The organism is Kitasatospora sp. NPDC003701 (genome assembly GCF_053587085.1).
In genome coordinates this window covers 271,189-290,158 of the sequence record NZ_JBSFNM010000003.1, presented here as the reverse complement: position 1 = coordinate 290,158, position 18,970 = coordinate 271,189, and the positions used below count along the sequence as shown (strand labels likewise).

Sequence of the window (18,970 nt, the reverse complement as noted above, 5' to 3'; positions counted from 1 at the left end):
GGAACTGCCATGGCATTGCGAGTCGCCGTCGCCGGTGCGAGCGGATACGCGGGCGGTGAGGTGCTGCGCCTGCTGCTCGGCCACCCGGAGGTGGAGATCGGGGCGCTGACGGGCGGCTCGAACGCGGGTGCCAGGCTCGGCGCCCTGCAGCCGCACCTGATCCCGCTCGCCGACCGGATCCTGGAGCCCACCACCCCCGAGGTGCTGGCCGACCACGACGTGGTGTTCCTGGCGCTGCCGCACGGCCAGTCCGCCGCCGTCGCCGAGGCCCTCGGCCAGAACGTGCTGATCGTCGACTGCGGCGCCGACTTCCGGCTCAAGGCCGCCGCCGACTGGGAGCAGTTCTACGGCTCCGCGCACGCCGGCACCTGGCCCTACGGCCTGCCGGAGCTGCCCGGCCACCGCGCCACGCTCAAGGGCAGCAACCGCATCGCCGTCCCCGGCTGCTACCCGACCGCCGTCTCGCTGGCGCTCTTCCCGGCGTACGCGGCCGGGCTCGCCGAGCCCGAGGCCGTGATCGTCGCCGCCTCCGGCACCTCGGGCGCGGGCAAGGCCGCCAAGACCCACCTGCTCGGCAGCGAGGTCATGGGCAGCGTCAGCGCCTACGGCGTCGGCGGCCTGCACCGGCACACCCCCGAGATGTCGCAGAACCTCACCCCGGTCGCCGGCGAGCCGGTCACCGTCTCCTTCACCCCCACCCTGGTGCCGATGCCGCGCGGCATCCTCGCCACCTGCTCCGCCAAGGCGAAGCCCGGGGTGAGCGGCGAGAGCCTGCGCGCCGCCTACACCGAGGCGTTCGCCGACGAGCCCTTCGTGCACCTGCTGCCCGAGGGCCAGTGGCCGCAGACCAGCAGCGTCTACGGCTCCAACGCCGCCCTGGTCCAGGTCGCCCTGGACGAGGGCGCCGGGCGGATCATCGCGATCAGCGCGATCGACAACCTGGTCAAGGGCACCGCCGGTGGCGCGGTGCAGAGCATGAACATCGCCCTCGGCCTGCCCGAGGAGCTGGGCCTTCCCCTGAACGGAGTCGCACCGTGACCGACCGCACCGCGAGCACCAGCCGGAACGTCGGCGTGACCGCCGCCAAGGGCTTCCGCGCCGCCGGCGTCACCGCCGGGATCAAGGCCTCCGGCACCCCCGACCTCGCCCTCGTCGTCAACGACGGCCCCTCGCTGGCCGCCGCCGGCGTGTTCACCGGCAACCGGGTCAAGGCCGCGCCCGTGCTCTGGTCCGAGCAGGTCCTCAAGGGCGGCCAGGTCAGCGCCGTGATCCTCAACTCCGGTGGCGCCAACGCCTGCACCGGACCGCTCGGCTTCCAGGACACCCACGCCACCGCCGAGAAGGTCGCCGAGGAGCTCGAGCTCAACGCCGGCGAGGTCGCCGTCGCCTCCACCGGCCTGATCGGCGTCCGCCTCCCGATGGACATCCTGCTGCCCGGGGTCGCCCTCGCCGCCCAGGAGCTCGACGCCGCCGGCGGCGAGGCCGCCGCGATCGCCATCAAGACGACCGACACCGTCCACAAGACCGCCCAGGTGACGAACAACGGCTGGACCGTCGGCGGGATGGCCAAGGGCGCCGGCATGCTCGCCCCCGGCCTCGCCACCATGCTGGTCGTCCTGACCACCGACGCCGCCCTCGACGCCACCGCCCTGGACGCCTCGCTGCGCGCCTCCACCCGCACCACCTTCGACCGGATCGACTCCGACGGCTGCATGTCGACCAACGACACCGTGCTGCTGCTCGCCTCCGGCGCCTCCGGCGTCACCCCGGACCGGGCCGAGTTCGACGAGGCCGTCCGCAGCGTCTGCGCCGACCTCGCCCGGCAGCTGATCGGCGACGCCGAGGGCGCGAGCAAGGACATCCGGATCGACGTCACCGCCGCCGCCACCGAGGCGGAGGCCGTCGACGTCGCCCGCGTCATCAGCCGCAACAACCTGCTCAAGTGCGCCCTCCACGGCGAGGACCCGAACTGGGGCCGGGTCCTGGCGGCGATCGGCACCACCGCCGCCACCTTCGACCCGGACCACCTCGACGTCGCCATCAACGGCGTCTGGGTCTGCCAGGGCGGCAGCGTGGGGGAGGACCGCGACCTCGTCGACATGACCGGTCGGGAGATCGTCATCACCGCCCGCCTGAACGCCGGCGAGGCCGCCGCGACGGTGTGGACCAACGACCTCACCGCCGACTACGTGCACGAGAACAGCGCCTACTCCACCTGACAGCCGACACCTGCCCACCGAGCCGGGGACCAGACACGTGCACATCGCACCCAAGGGCGAACAGGCCCGCAACAACACCGCGTTGCCCAAGGCCGTGACGCTGATCGAGGCGCTGCCGTGGCTGGAGCGCTTCCACGGCAAGACCGTCGTCGTCAAGTTCGGCGGCAACGCCATGGTGGACGAGAGCCTCAAGGCGGCGTTCGCCCAGGACGTCGTCTTCCTGCGGTACGCCGGCCTGCACCCCGTCGTCGTCCACGGCGGCGGCCCGCAGATCAGCGCCCAGCTCGACAAGCTCGGCCTGGAGTCCTCCTTCACCAACGGCCTGCGGGTCACCACCCCCGAGACCATGGACGTGGTCCGGATGGTGCTGGCCGGCCAGGTCCAGCGCGAGCTGGTCGGGCTGCTCAACGGACACGGCCCGTTCGCGGTCGGCATGACCGGCGAGGACGCCCACACCATGACCGCCGTCAAGCGCTACGCCGTGGTCGACGGCGAGCAGGTCGACATCGGCCTGGTCGGCGACATCGTCAACATCGAGGCCGGCGCCGTGAAGGCGCTCATCGCCGACGGCCGGATCCCGGTGATCTCCTCGATCGCCCGCGGCACCGACGGACACGTCTACAACATCAACGCCGACACCGCCGCCTCCGCCCTCGCGGTGGCGCTCGGCGCCGAGATGCTCGTCGTCCTCACCGACGTCGAGGGTCTGTACGCCGACTGGCCGCACTCCGACGACGTGATCAGCCAGCTCACCGCGACCGAGCTGGAGGAGCTGCTGCCCGAGCTGGCCAGCGGCATGCTCCCCAAGATGGAGGGCTGTCTGCGCGCCGTCCGCTCCGGCGTGGGCACCGCCCGCGTGCTGGACGGCCGGGTGCAGCACAGCCTGCTGCTGGAGATCTTCACCGACGAGGGCATCGGCACGATGGTCGTGCCGGACGACGAAGCGACCGTGACCGGGGGACTGGCATGACGACCGACGCACAGCCGAGCAGCACCAGCGCGCAGCCGACCGGCAACGAGCAGCTCACCGACCGCTGGCAGCACGCCTTCACCGACAACTACGGCACCCCGCGGATCCCGCTGGTCCGCGGCGAGGGCGCCAAGCTGTGGGACGCCGACGGCAAGGAGTACACCGACCTGCTCGGCGGGATCGCCGTCAACGCCCTCGGCACCGCCCACCCGGCGGTCGTCGAGGCCGTCACCCGGCAGATCTCGACGCTGGGCCACGTCTCCAACCTCTTCATGGCCGAGCCGACCATCGCCCTGGCCGAGCGGCTGCTGACGCTCTCCGGCCGCGACGGCCGGGTGTTCTTCTGCAACTCCGGCGCCGAGGCCAACGAGGCCGCCTTCAAGATCAGCCGGCGCACCGGCCGCACCCACGTCGTCGCCCTCCGGGGCGCCTTCCACGGCCGGACGATGGGCGCCCTCGCGCTGACCGGCCAGCCCGCCAAGCAGGAGCCGTTCCTGCCGCTGCCCGGCGAGGTCACCCACGTCCCCTTCGGTGACGTCGAGGCGCTGCGCGCGGCCGTCACCACGCGGACCGCCGCCGTCTTCCTGGAGCCGATCCAGGGCGAGAACGGCGCGATCCCGCTGCCCGACGGCTATCTGAAGGCCGCCCGCGAGATCACCCGTGCCACCGGCACCCTGCTGATCCTGGACGAGATCCAGACCGGCATCGGCCGCACCGGGTACTGGTACGCCCACCAGGCCGCCGAGGGGGTCGAGCCGGACGTGGTCACCCTCGCCAAGGCGCTCGGCGGCGGGCTGCCGATCGGCGCCGTGCTCGCCTTCGGGGAGGCCGCCGAGCTGCTCACCCCGGGCCAGCACGGCACCACCTTCGGCGGCAACCCGGTGGTCGCGGCGGCCGCCCTCGCCGTCCTCGACACCATCGAGTCCGAGGGCCTGCTGGAGCACGTCCGCAAGATCGGCGAGCGGCTGCGGCACGGCGTCGAGGCGATCGGCGACCCGCTGGTCTCGCACGTGCGCGGGGCCGGCCTGCTGCTCGGCATCGTGCTGACCGAGCCGGTGGCCGCCCGGATCCAGGCCGCCGCCCAGGAGGCGGGCTTCCTGGTCAACGCCGCCGTCCCGGACGCCGTCCGGCTCGCGCCGCCCCTGGTGCTCACCGAACAGGACGCGGACGCCTTCCTGGCCGCCCTGCCGGAGATCCTCCGGACGGTGCGGGAGAACGCCCCGGCCGATGCGAGCCGAGCGTAGTCCGGGAGAATAATCACATGACCGTTCCCCACTCCGACCAGCCCGCCGCCGGTCCGACGCCGCAGGTCCCGCAGACCCGCACCGCGCGCCACCGGCGAATCGTGGACCTGCTCACCCGCCAGCCCGTGCGCTCGCAGAGCCAGCTCGCCAAGCTGCTCGCCGACGACGGACTGGTGGTCACCCAGGCCACCCTCTCCCGGGACCTGGACGAGCTGGGAGCGGTGAAGATCCGCAACCGGGACGGCGCGCTCATCTACGCCGTCCCGGCCGAGGGCGGCGACCGCACGCCGCGCGCACCGATGGGGGAGTCGGCCAGCGAGGGCCGGATGGCCCGGCTGGCCGGCGAACTCATGGTCTCCGCCACCGCCTCCGGCAACCTCGTCGTGCTGCGGACGCCGCCCGGTGCCGCCCAGTTCCTGGCCTCGGCGATCGACCAGGCCGAGGTCTTCGAGATCATCGGCACCATCGCCGGCGACGACACCGTCCTGCTGATCAGCCGGGACCCGTTCGGCGGCCAGGCCCTCGCCGACCACCTGATGCAGCTCGCCCAGGCCAAGGCCCAGTAGCGATCCGGCCGGGCCCGGAGACCCCCGGGCCCCGCCCCCCACCGCGCCCCACTGCCCCCACTGCGCCCCTCCTGCCCCCACCCCCACCCCGCTCCTGCCCCGCTCCCGCCCCCCGGTCGTCGATTTCGCGGCCGGGGTTTTGAAATCCATACGGTGTAGTGCATACTTATGCCTATCGCCGTAAGCCTGTTCGCACAGTTGTGAAGGAGAAAGCCGTGACCGAGCGCGTCGTACTCGCCTACTCGGGCGGTCTGGACACGTCCGTCTGCATCGGCTGGATCGCCGAGGAGACGGGCGCCGAGGTCATCGCCGTCGCCGTCGACGTCGGCCAGGGCGGCGAGGACCTCGACGTCATCCGCCAGCGGGCGCTGGACTGCGGTGCCGTCGAGGCCGAGGTCGCGGACGCCCGCGACGAGTTCGCCGACGAGTACTGCCTCCCGGCCATCAAGGCCAACGCCCTCTACCAGGGCCAGTACCCGCTGGTGTCGGCCCTCTCGCGGCCGACCATCGTCAAGCACCTGGTCGCCGCCGCACAGAAGCACGGCGCCACCACCGTCGCCCACGGCTGCACCGGCAAGGGCAACGACCAGGTCCGCTTCGAGGTCGGCATCCAGTCGCTGGCCCCCCAGCTGAAGTGCATCGCCCCGGTCCGCGACTACGCGATGACCCGGGACAAGGCGATCGCCTTCGCCGAGGCCAAGGGCCTGCCGATCGCCACCACCAAGAAGTCCCCGTACTCGATCGACCAGAACGTCTTCGGCCGGGCCGTCGAGACCGGCTTCCTGGAGGACATCTGGAACGCCCCGATCGAGGACGTCTACGAGTACACCCAGAACCCGGCCACCCCCCGCGAGGCCGACGAGGTGGTCATCACCTTCGACGCCGGCGTCCCGGTCGCCGTCGACGGCCGCAAGGTGACCGTCCTGCAGGCCATCGAGGAGCTCAACCAGCGGGCCGGCGCCCAGGGCATCGGCCGCCTGGACATGGTCGAGGACCGGCTGGTCGGCATCAAGTCCCGGGAGATCTACGAGGCCCCCGGCGCGATCGCCCTGATCACCGCCCACCAGGCCCTGGAGAACGTCACCGTCGAGCGCGAACTCGCCCGCTACAAGCGGCAGGTGGAGCAGCGCTGGGCCGAGCTGGTCTACGACGGCCTCTGGTTCTCCCCGCTGAAGCGCGCCCTGGACGGCTTCGTCAACGAGGCCAACCAGCACGTCTCCGGCGACATCCGGCTGGTGCTGCACGGCGGCCGGGCCGTCGTCAACGGCCGCAAGTCCGACCAGTCGCTGTACGACTTCAACCTCGCCACCTACGACACCGGCGACACCTTCGACCAGTCGATGTCCAAGGGCTTCATCGAGATCTTCGGGCTCTCCTCGAAGATCGCCGCCCGCCGCGACCTCGGCTGATCCACCCCGCCCGGTCCCGCGACCACCCGCCGGGCCCCGGCCGCGCCACCCCGCGGCCGGGGCCGCCCCCGACCCGCCCTACGTAAGGAGCCCAGCGATGCCCGCCGACCAGAATGCTGACGTCCGCCTCTGGGGCGCGCGCTTCGCCGACGGCCCGTCCGAGGCGCTGGCCAGGCTCTCCGCCTCGGTGCACTTCGACTGGCGCCTCGCGCCGTACGACATCGCCGGCTCGAAGGCCCACGCCCGCGTCCTGCACAAGGCCGGCCTGCTCAGCGCCGCCGAGCTCGACGGCATGCTCGCCGGCCTGGACCAGCTGCTGGCCGACGTCGAGGCCGGCACCTTCACCGGCACCGTCGCCGACGAGGACGTCCACACCGCGCTGGAGCGCGGCCTGCTGGAGCGGCTCGGCGCCGAGCTGGGCGGCAAGCTGCGGGCCGGCCGCTCGCGCAACGACCAGATCGCCACGCTGTTCCGGATGTACCTGCGCGACCACGCCCGGATCATCGGCGGGCTGATCCTGGACCTCCAGCACGCCCTGGTCGGCCTGGCCGAGGAGCACCCGCACACCGCGATGCCGGGGCGCACCCACCTCCAGCACGCGCAGCCCGTCCTCTTCGCCCACCACGTCCTCGCGCACGTGCAGGCCCTCGGCCGGGACGCCGAGCGGCTGCGCCAGTGGGACGTCCGCACCGCCGTCTCCCCGTACGGCTCCGGCGCGCTGGCCGGCTCCTCGCTCGGCCTCGACCCGCAGGCGGTCGCCGCCGACCTCGGCTTCGAGCGCGGTTCGGTCGGCAACTCCATCGACGGGACGGCCTCGCGCGACTTCGTCGCCGAGTTCGCCTTCGTCACCGCGATGATCGGGATCAACCTCTCCCGGATCGCGGAGGAGGTGATCATCTGGAACACCAAGGAGTTCGGCTTCATCACGCTGCACGACGCCTTCTCCACCGGTTCCTCGATCATGCCGCAGAAGAAGAACCCGGACATCGCCGAGCTGGCCCGCGGCAAGTCCGGCCGTCTGATCGGCAACCTGACCGGCCTGCTGGCGACGCTGAAGGCGCTGCCGCTCGCCTACAACCGGGACCTCCAGGAGGACAAGGAGCCGGTCTTCGACTCCTGCGACACGCTGGAGGTGCTGCTGCCGGCCTTCACCGGCATGATGGCCACCCTGACCGTGCACCGGGACCGGCTGGAGGAGCTCGCCCCGGCCGGCTTCTCGCTCGCCACCGACATCGCCGAGTGGCTGGTCAAGCAGGGCGTGCCGTTCCGGGTCGCGCACGAGGTCGCCGGCGCCTGCGTCAAGGTCTGCGAGCAGCAGGGCATCGAGCTGTCCGACCTGACGGACGAGCAGTTCGCGCGGATCTCCCCGCACCTGACGCCCGAGGTGCGTTCGGTGCTCAGCGTCCACGGCGCGATCGCCTCGCGCAACGGTCGCGGCGGTACGGCCCCCTCGGCGGTGGCCGTCCAGCTCGCCGAGGTGAAGGCCGACCTGGCGCTCCAGGAGGAGTGGGTCCAGGGCTGACGGCGCCTCGGGGTGGTACCCCTCGAAGGGGGCGTGGCGGGTCGACCGCCGCGCCCCCTTCGCGTGCGCACGCCCGCCCGGCCGTAACCGGCCCGGCCCGGAGCCGGTCATGCACGGTATGTGCACCAACCTTCCCCTCGTCCCCTCCGCCGAGGACGAGGTCCTCGCCGAACTGCGGCGCCGCGTCGTCCGGGAGGCGGTGGCCGCCCTGCCGGGCCGCTGCCCGCAGCTCGTCGCCGCCCTCGCCGAGGACCCGCCGCCGAGCTACCGCGAACTCTCCGCGCGGCTCGGCATGCCGCGCGGCTCGATCGGCCCCACCCGCTCCCGTTGCCTCGCCTGCCTGCGGGTCGCCCTCCATGCCGAGCGTTACCCCTAGCCCCCACCCGTACGACGTGACCCTCGCCACGTCGCACGGCCGGAAGGTTGAGAGCAGCTGACACGCGGGTAGAGCGCTGGCGAACGCAGCTCTTGACGGCGGCGCGATCACTCGGATACTGAGCGTGAGCGCGCCGCCGTCGCCGTGGCCCCACCGGGCCGCGCGACCGGTGCGTTCGTGCGCCACCCCCGGCCTGGGCGGATCCCCGGCCGGGGCACCTCCGGCAGGGCATCCGGTGCGACACCCTCACGTTTGCGCGCCGGGCACGACGATGGGGAGGCCCCAGCACATGGGCATGAGCGTGATCATCTCGGTGGCGGACACCGAGGACGCGGAGCAGATCCTCAAGCTGCAGTACCTCGGCTACCAGAGCGAGGCCGAGCTGTACGGCGACTGGACCCTGGAGCCGCTGACGCAGACCCTGGAGAGCCTGCGCGGCGAACTCACCGAGCAGTACGTCCTGGTCGCCCGGCTCGGCGACGAGGTGGTCGGCACCGTCCGCGGCCGGATCGGCCCCGACGGCATCGGCCGGATAGGGCGTCTGGTCGTCCACCCCCGGATGCAGCGGCACGGCCTCGGCGGCCGCCTGCTGGAGGCCCTGGAGCGCCGCCTCGCCGCGGACGGCCGCCCGGTGACCGCCTACCGCCTGTTCACCGGCCACCGCAGCCTGGGCAACCTGCGCCTCTACGCCCGCCAGGGCTACCGGCAGACCGCCGTCGAGCACGTCGACGGCCGGCCGAGCCTGGTCCACCTGGAGAAGCCCGCGGTGGCGCCGCTCGCCGCCACCGCCTGAGCCCCACACCGTCGCCGCCGCCCGGCGCCGCCATCATCCGGACGATCCGGAGGCGGCGCCGAGGTGTATCACCGCAGCTCACGACCGTTGTTGTCCGCATTGCGGACAGTGGATCCAAATAGTTGGGACGAAATCGACCCATCTGATTTACTGGCTCACATGACTGCGACGACGAAATGGACCCCCACCGGCACCCTGCCGGCAGGTGAGCGCGCCATGTGTCGTCGAATGTGTCACCGCTGAGGGCCATCGTCCCCTCCCCGGCCGCCGGCCGGGGTCCTCCCCCTCGCGCCCCGAAGCGAGACCCGGCCTGCTCCCGTCGGAGCGAGCACGCCCCGCCTGCCACGGCACCACCACTCCCTCCGCCTGCCCACCCACGGGCGGGTGGTCGTCCCTGATGACTCGTAAGGGCCACGCCGTCGCGCGGCCCGGCCGCCCAGCGGCGACGATCAAGGGGTGGCAGGTCCGGATCCCCCTGGTGCGACGCCGTCCGTCCCGCCGACCGCAACCCGGTCCGGCGGCCCAACGCCGTCCACCCCCGACCCACGGAAGCAGCTGTGATCACCACCACGGACCTCACCAAGGTCTACCGCTCCCGCGGCCGCGAGGTGACCGCCCTCGCCGGCGTCGACCTGCACGTGCGCCCCGGCGAGGTCTACGGAGTCGTCGGCACCAGCGGTGCCGGGAAGTCCACCCTCATCCGCTGCGTCAACATGCTCGAACGCCCCAGCTCCGGCACCGTCACCGTGGACGGCGTCGAACTCACCGCGCTCGCCGGCGGCGAGAACCGGGCCGGCAAGGAGCTGCGCGAGGCACGCCGCCGGATCGGCATGGTCTTCCAGCACTTCAACCTGCTCGCCTCCCGCACCGTCCAGCAGAACGTCGAACTCCCGCTGGAGATCATCGGCCTGGACCGCACCGAGCGCCGCCGCAAGGCCGCCGAACTGCTCGACCTGGTCGGCCTCGGCGACAAGGCCCGCAGCTACCCCGGCCAGCTCTCCGGCGGACAGAAGCAGCGCGTCGGCATCGCCCGCGCCCTCGCCGGCGACCCCAAGGTGCTGCTCTCCGACGAGGCCACCTCGGCGCTCGACCCCGAGACCACCCGCTCGATCCTCAAGCTGCTGCGCGACCTCAACCAGCAGCTCGGCCTCACCGTCCTGCTGATCACCCACGAGATGGACGTCATCAAGTCCGTCTGCGACTCCGCCGCCCTGATGCGCGGCGGCCGGGTGGTCGAGTCCGGCGCACTCACCGACCTGCTGGCCAAGCCCGGCTCCGAGCTCGCCCGCGAACTCTTCCCGCTCAGCGAGTTCGGCACCGGCCACCCCGGCAGCACCGTGCTGGAGATCACCTTCCAGGGCGACACCTCCGCCCAGCCCTTCGTCTCCCAGCTCGCCCGCACCTACCAGATCGACATCAACATCCTCGGCGCCGCCGTCGAGACCATCGCCGGCCGCATGGTCGGCCGGATGCGGGTCGAACTCTCCGGCGGCCACCAGGACAACGTGGTGCCGATCGGCTTCCTGCGCGAGCAGGGCCTGCAGGTGGACGTGCTCGACACGGTGAACGGAGCGGTGGCATGACCTGGGACCAGATGCAGGAACTGATGTGGCCCGCCACCTGGGAGACCCTCCAGATGGTCGGCGTCGCCACCGTCGGCACCGTCCTGGTCGGCCTGCCGCTCGGCGTGCTGCTGGTGCTCACCGACAAGGGCGGGCTGCTGCAGAACCGGCCGGTCAACAAGGTGCTCGGCGCGATCGTGAACATCGTCCGCTCGGTGCCGTTCATCATCCTGATGATCGCCCTGATCTCCTTCACCCGCTGGCTGGTCGGCACCTCCATCGGCTGGGAGGCCGCGACCGTGCCGCTCACCATCGGCGCGATCCCCTTCTTCGCCCGGCTGGTCGAGACCTCCGTCCGCGAGGTCGACCGCGGCCTGATCGAGGCCCTGCAGGCGATGGGCGCCTCCACCTGGACGATCGTCCGCAAGGCGCTGCTCCCCGAGTCGCTGCCCGCCCTCACCGCCTCCGTCACCACCACGATCATCACGCTGATCAGCTACTCCGCGATGGCCGGCGTGGTCGGCGGCGGGGGCCTCGGCACCCTCGCCATCAACTACGGCTACTTCCGCTTCGAGACCGCCTTCATGTGGATCATCGTCGCGGAGCTGGTGATCATCGTCACCATCGTCCAGCTGCTCGGTGACTGGGCCGTGAGCCGCCTCGCCAACCGCGGCCGCACCGGCGGCCGGACCCGCCTGCTCGGCCCGCGCGGCAAGAGCCCGGCCACCCCCGACGAGGACCTCGTCGCCTCCTAGACCTCCCGACGTCCGCCTCCGGACGCGGCTCCCCGTATCACGCAGAAAGGCACTTTTCGTGCGCAACGCCCTGAAGTTCACCAGCGTCCTCGCCACGGCCGGCATCGCCCTCTCGCTCGCCGCCTGCGGAAGCTCCGGCTCGTCCGGCTCCTCCGACCCGAACGCCCCGCTCACCGTGGTCGCCAGCCCCACCCCGCACGGTCAGATCCTCAAGTTCGTCAAGGACAACCTCGCGGAGAAGGCCGGCCTCAAGCTCACCATCAAGGAGGTCACCGACTACGTGACCCCCAACACCGCGGTGCAGGACGGCTCGGCCGACGCGAACTACTTCCAGCACGTCCCGTACCTGGAGGACTTCAACAAGAAGCACGGCACCCAGATCGTCTCGGTCGAGCCGGTCCACCTGGAGCCGCTGGGCGTGTACTCCAAGAAGGTCAAGGCCATCGGCGACCTCAAGGACGGCGCCACCGTCGGCCTGCCCAACGACGCCACCAACGAGGGCCGCGCGCTCAAGCTGCTCGCCGACAACAACGTGATCACCCTCAAGGCCGGCGTCGGCACCGCCGCCACCCCGCAGGACATCACCGGCAACCCGAAGAACCTCAAGTGGAAGGAGCTGGAGGCCGCCCAGCTGCCCCGCTCCATCGACGACCTCGACGCCGCCGTCATCAACGGCAACTACGCCCTCGACGCGGGCCTCAAGCCCGCCGGCGACTCGCTGATCCTGGAGAAGGCCGAGGGCAACCCCTACGCCAACATCCTCGCCGTCAAGCAGGGCAAGGAGAACGACCCCCGGGTCAAGAAGCTCGCCGAGCTGCTCCACTCCGCCGAGGTCAAGAAGTACATCGACGACACCTTCAAGGGCTCCGTCATCCCGGCGTTCTGACCGGCAGCCCCACCCGGTACCGCCGACCGCACCTCCACGACCGGGCCCCCGCCGCACCTCGGCGGGGGCCCGGTCGGGCAGTATGCACCAGTGATGCCCTGACAGACCGTGTTCTGACGTACCGTCGTGCGGTCCGCGCACCGCGCGACACCCGGGGCACCGGCGAGGCGTACGGTGTGTCCACGACCGGCGAGGAGAGACGGCATGGCAGCGAGCTTCCCCGAGACCGCCATCAGCACCGAACGGCTGCTGCTGCGCCCCCTTGCGGAGAACGACGCCCCCGGCCTGGCCGCGATGATGGCCGACGACCTCGTCCTGACCTGGACCGACCTCCCCCACCCCTTCACCGAGGCCTACGCCGCCGAACTCGCCCGCACCCTCGCCCCCGCCCACCGCGCGTCCGGCCGCGGCATCGTCTTCGCCGTCACCGAACACCTCACCGAGCGGCTGGTCGGCCTGGTCGAACTGCGCAACACCGACTGGCGGCTGCGCTCCACCGAGATCGCCTACGTCACCGCACCCTGGGCACGCGGCGAGGGCTACGCACCGGAGGCCGTCCTCGGCACCGCGCAGTGGCTCTTCGAGGACCGCGGCTTCCTGCGCCTGGAGATGCGCACCGCCGCCGGCAACACCGCCGCCCAGCAGGTCGCCCAGAAGGTCGGCGGCATCAGCGAAGGCGTGCTGCGCAGCGCCTGGATAGTGCGCGGCGACCACGGCGAGAGCGGCGGCTCCACCGCCGGCGCGCCGCTCGGCCGCCGGGGCGAGGCCGAGAGCCGCAGCGACCTCATCCTGTGGAGCCTGCTGCCCGAGGACATGGAGAACCCGGCCGAGCCCGAGAGCGCCTGGCACGGCGACCACCGCTACGTCCTGCGGGACTGACCCGCCGCCACCGGGCCACCGGACCGGGCCGGCCGCACGGTGACCGCCGGGGGAGCGGCGGCCGACGGGCAGCGGACATGTGTGCGAGAACCCGGCGCCGAGGGGAGCACACCCGGTAGCCTTCCACCGGCGCCGTACGCGGGCGCAGCATGTCGGCGCACCGAGGCGAGGAGAACGGCCGCAGATGGCTGACCGGATCACGGTCATCGGGTGGGACGGCACCCCGCTGACCGAGGCCGCCGGCGCGGCCCTCGCCGCGGCCACCCTGGTGGCCGGCGCCCCCTACCAGCTCAGCGCCCTCCCGGTGCCCCCCGCCGCCGAGCGGATCGTCCTCGGCAACATCCGGCTCGCCGCCCGCCGGATCGCCGAACACCGCGGCGCCGCCGTCGTCGTCGCCGAGGGCGACCCGGGCTTCTTCGGCGTCGTGCGCACCCTGCGCCGCCCCGAGTACGGCCTCGAACTCGAAGTCCTGCCCGCCGTCTCCTCGGTCGCCGCCGCCTTCGCCCGCGCCGGCATGCCCTGGGAGGACGCCCACGTGGTCAGCGCCCACGGCGGACGGCTGCGCCGCGCGGCCAACATCTGCCGGGCCCACCCCAAGGTCGCCGTGCTCACCGCCCCCGGCGCCGGGCCGAGCGAACTCGCCCTGATGCTGCGCGGGGTGCACCGCACCTTCGTGGTCTGCGAGGCGCTCGGCACCCCCGAGGAGGACGTCACCGTCCTCACCTCCGACCGGGTCGCCGACCACGTCTGGCGCGACCCGAACGTGGTGCTGGTCATCGGCGGCAACGGCGCCGGACCGCAGGCGGGCGCGGTGGGCGAGGCGGCCGGCTGGCTGGCCGGCCGACCCGTCGGCTACCCCGGCCCGGACCGCGGCTGGGCCCTCCCCGGCGACACCTACACGGGCGCCGGGCGCGCGGAGGACGCGCCCGGCGCACCGGAGGCGCTTCCCGCGCACGCGCGCGCCCTCGTGCTGGCCCGTCTCGGCGCCCGTCCGGGGGACTTGGTCTGGTCGGTCGGCGCGGGCAGCGGCGCCCTCGCCGTCGAGGCCGCCCGGTTCGGCGCGGCCGTCGTCGCGGTCGAGGCCGACCGCTCGGCCTGCGCCCGGCTGGCCGTCAACGCCCGCCGGTTCGGCGTCGAGGTGGAGACCGTCCACGGCTCCGGCCCGGAGGTCCTCGGCGGCCTGCCGGAGCCGGACGCGGCCGTCGTCGAGGCCGGCGGCACCGCGGTGGTGCGCGCCGTCCTGGCCCGCCGCCCCGAGCGGTTCGTGGCGGTCGCCCGCACCCTCGCCGAGGCGGAGGAGATCCGCCGCGCCGTCGTGGAGGCCGGCTACCGGGCCGACGGCACGCTGCTGCAGTCCACGCCGCTGCGCCCGGCCGGGCCCGACGGCGGCCTGGGGCTCGCGGCGGGGGAGCCCGGCGTACTCCTGCTCTGGGGTGAGCAGATCGTGTGAAGACGAGGTGCCGCCGCCGGTCCGCCCGGGTGGCGGTTCCGGGGCGCCGGCGGTGATCCAGGTCGCATCCGGACACCGATTCGAGAGGTGACGGCGCCGGGCCGGTAGTGTGGCGTCCGGGACGCCTGCGGCGTCCGGTGGCTCGCCCGATCCGGTCGGTTTGTCGCCTTTTTGACGCGGTGCAACCCGGAACGGCTCGGAGTGTGGGCAATTCGACGGGCCGCGTGCCGGACCTGGAGAATGCCGTAGGGTCCGGTGCGGTCGTTGCCGGTTGCCCCGCCTTGTCGTTGTTTCAGATGGCGTGCCGCCCCACCCGGGTGGTGCGCGGGCCGGGGTGCCGCAGCGCGCCGGAAGACTTCGGCCGCAGCGCCTCGGCGCGGCGGCCGCGTGTGGTTGAGGGGCGGGCCGGTTGCAAGGCCCGGCCCGTGCGGATGGGCGCTGCGGTCGGTGATCGCGTCGCCAAGGGCGCGGCAGCGGCCTGGAAGGAGCTTTGACATGACCGATGGCGGCCACGTCCCGAACGAGGGACTGCCGGAGCACCTGCTCGCCGGGTCCGACCCACTCGGCGGCCCGGAGGGCGTCGCGACTGCCGCACCCGTGCAGGGCGTCGCACGCGTCCAGGGCGTCGCGATGGACGGCGGTCCGATCCCGCACCCTGCGGGGCCGGGGAACGGCCTGCCCGGCGCGGTGTCCCAGGGCATCGGCATGGTTCCCTCGCAGGGCCTCGCCGGCCAGCCGCAGCCGCTCGGCGTGCCCGGCTACGGCGTCCCGGTCGCCGGTGCGTCGCTCCCGGGCGCCCCCGGCGAGGGCTGGGGAGCCGACCCGGGCGCCCCGCGCCCCGCGTTCCACTTCCTCGACCAGCCCGACCAGCCGGACCTGCTCGACGACGAGGACGACGTGCTGCTGATGCCCGGCCCGCAGGGCTCCTGGGGCGAGCCGCTGGGCGCCGACCAGGGCGCACCCGGTACCCCGGTCGAGCCGTCCTGGCCGCCGCTGGAGCCGCCGCTCCTCGGCGTCGCCGACCCGGCCGTCCAGCAGCTCCAGCCGCAGCCGCTCCAGGGTCAGACCCTTCAGGCTCCGCTCCCGCCGCAGGTCCAGATGCCGGGCCAGCCGCACGGGCAGTCGCAGGGCCAGTCGCAGGGCCAGGAGTCGCTGACGGCGGCTCAGCAGCCCCGCCGCCCGCTCCACGCCGGCCCGCCGATCCCGGACCCGTCGCTGATGACCGGCCACGTCCCGGTGCGCTCGCTCGCCGACCGCGGCCCGTCGCAGGGCGGCACGCCCGCCCACGGCATCCCGGTCGTCGTCGGGCAGCCGGAGCCGCAGGCCGCCGCGCCCGTGCAGGCCCAGCCGGTGCAGCAGCCGGTGGTCCCGGCCCAGCAGCCGCAGGGCGTCCAGCCGGTCCAGGAGGCTCCGCAGGCTCCGCAGCACGCCGAGGCCCTCCAGGCCGCGCAGGCCGTGGACGTGGTGGAGCCGGCCGGTCCGGCCGCCGAGGCGTTCGTGGCCGCGCCCCTCGCGGACACCGCCGTGCCGGCCGGTGCGGAGGCCGTCGCCGAGCAGGCCGTCGAGCTCGTGGTGGCCGACACCCAGGCGCCCGCCGCCGAGCAGCCCGCCGAGGTCCAGGCACCCGCCGCCGACCCGTCGGCGGCCGGCCTTCCCGCCGTCGAGCAGACCGCTACCCAGCCGGGCACCGGGGAGCAGCCCGTCGAGGAGCAGGCCGTCGAGGAGCAGGCCGCCCCGCAGCCCGCGCCGCAGCAGCCGGCCGCCCAGACCGGTCAGCCCCGCCGGATCTCCGCCTTCCTCGCCGCGCCCACCCCGCACGGCCTGCCGCAGGTCGAGGGGACGGAGCCGGTCCAGGCACTCGCGGAGGCGGCGGTCGAGCAGTCCGTCCCCATAGCGGCCGCCGAGCAGGCCCAGGCTCCCGCCGCCGAGCCGGTGCAGCCCGCCGCCCCCGAGCAGCCCGCTGCCGAGCAGCCCGCCGCCGAGGCGGCGCAGCCCGCGCAGGCCCCGGACGCCGGTGAGCAGGCCCAGGCCGTCACCGAGGCCCAGCCCGTCACCGAGGCTCAGCCGGCCGCCGAGGCCCAGGCCCCTGCCGAGGCCACCGCCGAGACCGCTGTCGGCACCGGCGAGATGCCCGGCGGCCAGGCCGTCGTCGTCGCGGAGGCCGAGCAGCCCCAGGAGGCCCCGGCGGACGCCGAGGCCGCCGCCCCCGAGGCTGCTGAGGCCGCCCCGGAGGCCGCCGCAGCCGGTGACGACGCGCCCGTCGCCACCGAGGCGGCCGCCGACGCCCCCGAGGCTCCTGAGGCCCCCGCGGAGCAGCCCGCCGTCGAGGCCGACGCCCGGCCCGAGGAGGGCGAGGCCCCCGCGGAGCAGCCCACGGCCGAGGCCGCGGACGTCGTCGACCCCGTCGCCGAGGCCGTCGAGCCCACCGCGGAGGAGCCCGTCGCGGACCAGCCCGCGGAGGAGCCCGCCGCCGAGCAGCCTGCCGAGGAGCCCGCCGCCGAGGAGCCCGCCGCCGAGGAGCCCGCCGCCGAGCAGCTCGAGGCGGAGCCCGCCGAGCCGCGCGGCCCGGCCGCCCCCGGCTACGGTGACGCCGACCGCGAGGCCGTCCACCAGGTCATCCGCGAGCGCCGCGACATCCGCAACGGCTTCCGCCCGGACCCGATCCCGCACGAGGTGCTGATCCGCGTCCTGGAGGCCGCCCACACCGCGCCCAGCGTCGGCTACTCCCAGCCCTGGGACTTCGTCGTCATCCGCTCGGCCAAGACCCGCCGCAAGATGCACGAACTGGCCGAGCGCCAGCGCGAGGCCTACGCGGACTCGCTGCCCAAGGGCCGGGCCAAGCAGTTCAAGGAAATCAAGATCGAGGCCATCCTCGAAACGCCCGTCAACATCGTGGTCACCGCCGACCGCACCCGCGGCGGCCGCCACACCCTGGGCCGGCACACCCAGCCCCAGATGGCGCCCTACTCGGCCGCCCTCGCCGTCGAGAACCTCTGGCTGGCCGCCCGCGCCGAAGGCCTCGGCGTCGGCTGGGTGAGCTTCTTCGACGAGGACGAGATGGTCCGCGAGCTCGGCCTGCCCGAGCACCTGGAGGTCGTCGCCTACCTCTGTGTCGGCTACGTCGACGCCTTCCCGGACGAGCCCGAGCTCCAGCAGCAGGGCTGGGCCAAGAAGCGCCCGCTCTCCTGGGTCGTCCACGAGGAGCAGTACGGCAACCGCGCGCTGCCCGGCGAGGAGCCGCACAGCCTGCTCTCCGAGACCCTGCGCGGCATCCGCCCGCTCGACGCCAAGGCGCTCGGCGAGGCCTGGGACCGCCAGAAGCGGATGACCAAGCCGGCCGGCTCGCTCGGCATGCTGGAGATCATCTCGGCGCAGCTGTCCGGGCTCTCCCGCAAGTGCCCGCCGCCGATCCCGGAGCCCGCCTGCGTGGCGATCTTCGCGGGCGACCACGGCGTCCACGCCCAGGGCGTCAGCCCCTGGCCGCAGGAGGTCACCGCCCAGATGGTCGGCAACTTCCTGGCCGGCGGAGCGGTGGTCAACGCCTTCGCCAAGCAGATCGGCACCGAGGTCTGCGTCGTCGACGTCGGCGTCGCCGCCGAGCTGCCCGACGCCATCCAGCAGGGCCGGACCACCGGCCTGCTGCCGCGCAAGGTCAGGCCCGGCACCGGCGACATGACCCAGGGCCCGGCGATGACCCGCGAAGAGGCTCTCAAGGCCCTCGAGATCGGCATCGAGACCGCCCGCGACCTGGTCGCCGCCGGCAACAAGGCCCTGGTCACCGGCGACATGGGGATCGCCAACACGACCGCCTCCGCCGCCCTGATCTCGGTCTTCACCGGGCTGGACCCGGCCGAGGTCACCGGCCGCGGCACCGGCATCGACGACGCGACCCACGCCCGCAAGATCGAGGTCATCCGCGCCGCGCTCGCCCTGCACCAGCCGGACCCGGCCGACCCGATCGGCGTCCTCGCCGCCGTCGGCGGCCTGGAGCACGCCGCGATCGCCGGCTTCCTGCTCGGCGCGGCCTCGCTGCGCACCCCGGTGATCCTGGACGGCGTCATCGCGGGTTCGGCCGCGCTGGCGGCCAAGGCGATCGCCCCCGAGGTGCTCGCCGCCTGCATTGCCGGCCACCGCTCCGCCGAGCCCGGCCACCAGGCCGCGCTGGCCAAGCTCGGCCTGCGTCCGCTGATCGACCTCGACCTGCGGCTCGGCGAGGGCACCGGCGCCCTGCTGGCCCTGCCGCTGGTGCAGAGTGCGGCCCGGGCGATGCACGATGTAGCCACGTTCGACTCCGCCGGGGTCACCGAGAAGGCCTGACGTCCGCCCGCACCGCTCCGTG

General features: G+C 73.8%; 15 protein-coding genes. All 15 read left to right on the top strand.

Annotated features, from left to right (window positions below):
* The first annotated feature begins 9 nt into the window (after positions 1-9).
* The 15 genes from argC (at position 10) to cobT (ending at position 18,948) form a co-directional block, all read left to right on the top strand.
* Positions 10-1,038: an N-acetyl-gamma-glutamyl-phosphate reductase gene (gene argC, locus ACWDRR_RS04940; protein WP_449770763.1), complete on the top strand. Its 1,029-nt coding sequence runs from the start codon at positions 10-12 to the stop codon at positions 1,036-1,038.
* A complete protein-coding gene (argJ, locus tag ACWDRR_RS04935) occupies positions 1,035-2,219 on the top strand; it encodes a bifunctional glutamate N-acetyltransferase/amino-acid acetyltransferase ArgJ (protein ID WP_449770762.1) in 1,185 nt (394 codons plus the stop codon). Before argC ends, argJ begins: the two co-directional genes overlap by 4 nt.
* A gap of 37 nt (positions 2,220-2,256) precedes the next feature.
* Positions 2,257-3,189, top strand: a complete 933-nt coding sequence (gene argB / locus ACWDRR_RS04930; protein ID WP_449770761.1) for an acetylglutamate kinase — start codon at positions 2,257-2,259, stop codon at positions 3,187-3,189.
* Positions 3,186-4,433 (top strand): acetylornithine transaminase, encoded by a 1,248-nt coding sequence (locus ACWDRR_RS04925; RefSeq protein WP_449770760.1) that lies wholly within the window; start codon positions 3,186-3,188, stop codon positions 4,431-4,433. Before argB ends, ACWDRR_RS04925 begins: the two co-directional genes overlap by 4 nt.
* Before the next feature lie 17 nt (positions 4,434-4,450).
* Positions 4,451-4,999, top strand: a complete 549-nt coding sequence (locus ACWDRR_RS04920) for an arginine repressor (protein ID WP_449770759.1) — start codon at positions 4,451-4,453, stop codon at positions 4,997-4,999.
* 215 nt (positions 5,000-5,214) lie between these two features.
* Positions 5,215-6,408 (top strand): argininosuccinate synthase, encoded by a 1,194-nt coding sequence (locus tag ACWDRR_RS04915; protein WP_449770758.1) that lies wholly within the window; start codon positions 5,215-5,217, stop codon positions 6,406-6,408.
* Positions 6,409-6,505: 97 nt separating this feature from the next.
* A complete protein-coding gene (gene argH / locus ACWDRR_RS04910; RefSeq protein ID WP_449770757.1) occupies positions 6,506-7,930 on the top strand; it encodes an argininosuccinate lyase in 1,425 nt (474 codons plus the stop codon).
* A gap of 118 nt (positions 7,931-8,048) precedes the next feature.
* Complete coding sequence (locus ACWDRR_RS04905; RefSeq protein ID WP_449770756.1) at positions 8,049-8,306, top strand: hypothetical protein; 258 nt, start codon at positions 8,049-8,051, stop codon at positions 8,304-8,306.
* A 289-nt stretch (positions 8,307-8,595) separates the two neighbouring features.
* Complete coding sequence (locus ACWDRR_RS04900; RefSeq protein ID WP_449770755.1) at positions 8,596-9,099, top strand: GNAT family N-acetyltransferase; 504 nt, start codon at positions 8,596-8,598, stop codon at positions 9,097-9,099.
* 557 nt (positions 9,100-9,656) lie between these two features.
* Entirely contained in the window at positions 9,657-10,682 is a 1,026-nt protein-coding gene (locus ACWDRR_RS04895; protein ID WP_449770754.1) for a methionine ABC transporter ATP-binding protein, read from the top strand.
* The gene (locus ACWDRR_RS04890) at positions 10,679-11,416 is read left to right on the top strand and encodes a methionine ABC transporter permease (RefSeq protein ID WP_449770753.1); all 738 of its coding nucleotides are present in this window, start codon (positions 10,679-10,681) and stop codon (positions 11,414-11,416) included. The genes ACWDRR_RS04895 and ACWDRR_RS04890 overlap by 4 nt, the downstream gene beginning before the upstream one ends.
* A 58-nt stretch (positions 11,417-11,474) precedes the next feature.
* On the top strand, positions 11,475-12,302 hold the full coding sequence (locus ACWDRR_RS04885) for a MetQ/NlpA family ABC transporter substrate-binding protein (protein WP_449770752.1): 828 nt from the start codon (positions 11,475-11,477) through the stop codon (positions 12,300-12,302).
* 204 nt (positions 12,303-12,506) lie between these two features.
* Positions 12,507-13,181 carry a GNAT family N-acetyltransferase gene (locus tag ACWDRR_RS04880; protein WP_449770751.1) on the top strand — a complete coding sequence of 225 codons (675 nt, stop codon included), beginning with the start codon at positions 12,507-12,509 and terminating at the stop codon, positions 13,179-13,181.
* Between the two features lie 184 nt (positions 13,182-13,365).
* Positions 13,366-14,631, top strand: coding sequence for a precorrin-6y C5,15-methyltransferase (decarboxylating) subunit CbiE (gene cbiE, locus ACWDRR_RS04875; RefSeq protein WP_449770750.1), 1,266 nt, complete (start codon positions 13,366-13,368; stop codon positions 14,629-14,631).
* Between the two features lie 495 nt (positions 14,632-15,126).
* Positions 15,127-18,948 carry a nicotinate-nucleotide--dimethylbenzimidazole phosphoribosyltransferase gene (cobT, locus tag ACWDRR_RS04870; RefSeq protein WP_449770749.1) on the top strand — a complete coding sequence of 1,274 codons (3,822 nt, stop codon included), beginning with the start codon at positions 15,127-15,129 and terminating at the stop codon, positions 18,946-18,948.
* Positions 18,949-18,970: the final 22 nt, after the last annotated feature.

Bases quoted from the DNA above. Each gene is read 5' to 3' on its own strand.
- cobT (WP_449770749.1), top strand. From the start codon at position 15,127: ATGACCGATGGCGGCCACGTCCCGAACGAGGGACTGCCGGAGCACCTG.
- ACWDRR_RS04905 (WP_449770756.1), top strand. From the start codon at position 8,049: ATGTGCACCAACCTTCCCCTCGTCCCCTCCGCCGAGGACGAGGTCCTC.
- ACWDRR_RS04925 (WP_449770760.1), top strand. From the start codon at position 3,186: ATGACGACCGACGCACAGCCGAGCAGCACCAGCGCGCAGCCGACCGGC.
- ACWDRR_RS04890 (WP_449770753.1), top strand. From the start codon at position 10,679: ATGACCTGGGACCAGATGCAGGAACTGATGTGGCCCGCCACCTGGGAG.
- cbiE (WP_449770750.1), top strand. From the start codon at position 13,366: ATGGCTGACCGGATCACGGTCATCGGGTGGGACGGCACCCCGCTGACC.
- argC (WP_449770763.1), top strand. From the start codon at position 10: ATGGCATTGCGAGTCGCCGTCGCCGGTGCGAGCGGATACGCGGGCGGT.
- argH (WP_449770757.1), top strand. From the start codon at position 6,506: ATGCCCGCCGACCAGAATGCTGACGTCCGCCTCTGGGGCGCGCGCTTC.
- ACWDRR_RS04920 (WP_449770759.1), top strand. From the start codon at position 4,451: ATGACCGTTCCCCACTCCGACCAGCCCGCCGCCGGTCCGACGCCGCAG.
- ACWDRR_RS04900 (WP_449770755.1), top strand. From the start codon at position 8,596: ATGGGCATGAGCGTGATCATCTCGGTGGCGGACACCGAGGACGCGGAG.
- ACWDRR_RS04880 (WP_449770751.1), top strand. From the start codon at position 12,507: ATGGCAGCGAGCTTCCCCGAGACCGCCATCAGCACCGAACGGCTGCTG.